This is a genomic window from Marinomonas foliarum (assembly GCF_003337275.1).
Classification (GTDB): Bacteria; Pseudomonadota; Gammaproteobacteria; order Pseudomonadales; family Marinomonadaceae; genus Marinomonas; species Marinomonas foliarum.
In genome coordinates this window covers 1-2929 of the sequence record NZ_QPJQ01000066.1, presented here as the reverse complement: position 1 = coordinate 2929, position 2929 = coordinate 1, and the positions used below count along the sequence as shown (strand labels likewise).

At 51.0% G+C, this 2929-nt stretch carries 1 rRNA gene; it reads left to right on the top strand.

From position 1 onward, the window contains the following. Positions 1-20 precede the first annotated feature (20 nt). Positions 21-2910: ribosomal RNA gene (locus DFP77_RS19195) — 23S ribosomal RNA — on the top strand. The last annotated feature ends 19 nt before the right edge of the window (positions 2911-2929 follow it).

Sequence of the window (2929 nt, the reverse complement as noted above, 5' to 3'; positions counted from 1 at the left end):
AAAACTATTTTGGGTTATATGGTCAAGTGACCAAGCGTGCACGGTGGATGCCTTGGCAGTCAGAGGCGATGAAGGACGTGGTAATCTGCGAAAAGGTTCGGGGAGTCGATAAACAGACTGTGATCCGAACATGTCCGAATGGGGAAACCCACTCTACTTGTAGAGTATCCCACAGTGAATACATAGCTGTGTGGAGGCGAACCCGGGGAACTGAAACATCTAAGTACCCGGAGGAAAAGAAATCAACCGAGATTCCCTAAGTAGCGGCGAGCGAAAGGGGATTAGCCCTTAAGTGGTTTTGGTGTTAGTAGAAGGCTCTGGAAAGTGCCGCGATAGAGGGTGATAGCCCCGTATACGAAAACACCTTAATCATGAAAACGAGTAGGACGGGACACGTGTTATCCTGTCTGAATATGGGGGGACCATCCTCCAAGGCTAAATACTCCTGACTGACCGATAGTGAACCAGTACCGTGAGGGAAAGGCGAAAAGAACCCCTGTGAGGGGAGTGAAATAGATCCTGAAACCGTGTACGTACAAGCAGTGGGAGCGGACTTGTTCCGTGACTGCGTACCTTTTGTATAATGGGTCAACGACTTATTTTCAGTAGCAAGGTTAAGCACATAGTGGAGCCGTAGGGAAACCGAGTCTTAATAGGGCGTTTAGTTGCTGGGAATAGACCCGAAACCGGGCGATCTATCCATGAGCAGGTTGAAGGTTGAGTAACATCAACTGGAGGACCGAACCCACATCCGTTGAAAAGGCTGGGGATGACTTGTGGATAGGAGTGAAAGGCTAATCAAGCTCGGAGATAGCTGGTTCTCCTCGAAAGCTATTTAGGTAGCGCCTCGTATCTCACCATTGGGGGTAGAGCACTGTTTGGGCTAGGGGGTCATCCCGACTTACCAACCCCATGCAAACTCCGAATACCAATGAGTGCAATTACGGGAGACACACGGCGGGTGCTAACGTCCGTCGTGGAAAGGGAAACAACCCAGACCGTCAGCTAAGGTCCCAAAGTTACAGTTAAGTGGGAAACGATGTGGGAAGGCTTAGACAGCTAGGAGGTTGGCTTAGAAGCAGCCATCCTTTAAAGAAAGCGTAATAGCTCACTAGTCGAGTCGGCCTGCGCGGAAGATATAACGGGGCTCAAACTGTACACCGAAGCTACGGATGCTTAGTTTACTAGGCATGGTAGAGGAGCGTTCTGTAAGCCGTTGAAGGTCAAGCTGTAAGGCAGGCTGGAGGTATCAGAAGTGCGAATGTTGACATGAGTAACGATAAGGGGAGTGAAAAACTCCCCCGCCGGAAGACCAAGGTTTCCTGTCCCATGTTAATCAGGGCAGGGTGAGTCGGCCCCTAAGGCGAGGCAGAAATGCGTAGTCGATGGGAAACAGGTTAATATTCCTGTACTCGTACATATTGCGATGGAGAGACGGAGAAGGCTAGGCCAGCACAGCGATGGTTGTCTGTGTTTAAGGCGGTAGGTTTGGGACTTAGGCAAATCCGGGTCCCTTTAAGACCGAGAACTGACGACGAGCCCTCTTTTGGGCGAAGTGGTTGATGCCATGCTTCCAGGAAAAACTTCTAAGCTTCAGATATGATCGAACCGTACCCCAAACCGACACAGGTGGTCAGGTAGAGAATACCAAGGCGCTTGAGAGAACTCGGGTGAAGGAACTAGGCAAAATGGTACCGTAACTTCGGGAGAAGGTACGCCGGCCGGTGTGAAGGACTTGCTCCGTAAGCACTAGTCGGTCGAAGATACCAGGTGGCTGCGACTGTTTATTAAAAACACAGCACTCTGCAAACACGAAAGTGGACGTATAGGGTGTGACGCCTGCCCGGTGCTTGAAGGTTAATTGATGGGGTTAGCGCAAGCGAAGCTCTTGATCGAAGCCCAAGTAAACGGCGGCCGTAACTATAACGGTCCTAAGGTAGCGAAATTCCTTGTCGGGTAAGTTCCGACCTGCACGAATGGCGTAACGATGGCCACACTGTCTCCACCCGAGACTCAGTGAAATTGAAATCGCAGTGAAGATGCTGTGTATCCGCGGCTAGACGGAAAGACCCCGTGAACCTTTACTATAGCTTCACAGTGAACTTTGAACCTACTTGTGTAGGATAGGTGGGAGGCTTTGAAGTGCAGACGCCAGTTTGCATGGAGCCACTCTTGAAATACCACCCTGGTATGTTTGAGGTTCTAACTCAGGTCCCTTATCGGGATCGAGGACACTGTGTGGTGGGTAGTTTGACTGGGGCGGTCTCCTCCCAAAGAGTAACGGAGGAGCACGAAGGTGTGCTCAGCATGGTCGGAAATCATGCATAGAGTGTAAAGGCAAAAGCACGCTTAACTGCGAGACAGACACGTCGAGCAGGTACGAAAGTAGGTCTTAGTGATCCGGTGGTTCTGTATGGAAGGGCCATCGCTCAACGGATAAAAGGTACTCCGGGGATAACAGGCTGATACCGCCCAAGAGTTCACATCGACGGCGGTGTTTGGCACCTCGATGTCGGCTCATCACATCCTGGGGCTGAAGCCGGTCCCAAGGGTATGGCTGTTCGCCATTTAAAGTGGTACGCGAGCTGGGTTTAGAACGTCGTGAGACAGTTCGGTCCCTATCTGCCGTGGACGTTTGAGATTTGAGAGGAGCTGCTCCTAGTACGAGAGGACCGGAGTGGACGAACCTCTGGTGTTCCGGTTGTCACGCCAGTGGCATTGCCGGGTAGCTATGTTCGGACGGGATAACCGCTGAAAGCATCTAAGCGGGAAGCCTCCCTTAAGATAAGATCTCACTGGGACATAAGTCCCCTAAAGAGCCGTTCGAGACTAGGACGTTGATAGGTTGGGTGTGTAAGTGCTGTGAGGCATTGAGCTAACCAATACTAATTGCTCGTGAGGCTTGACCATATAACACCAAAGTGGTTTT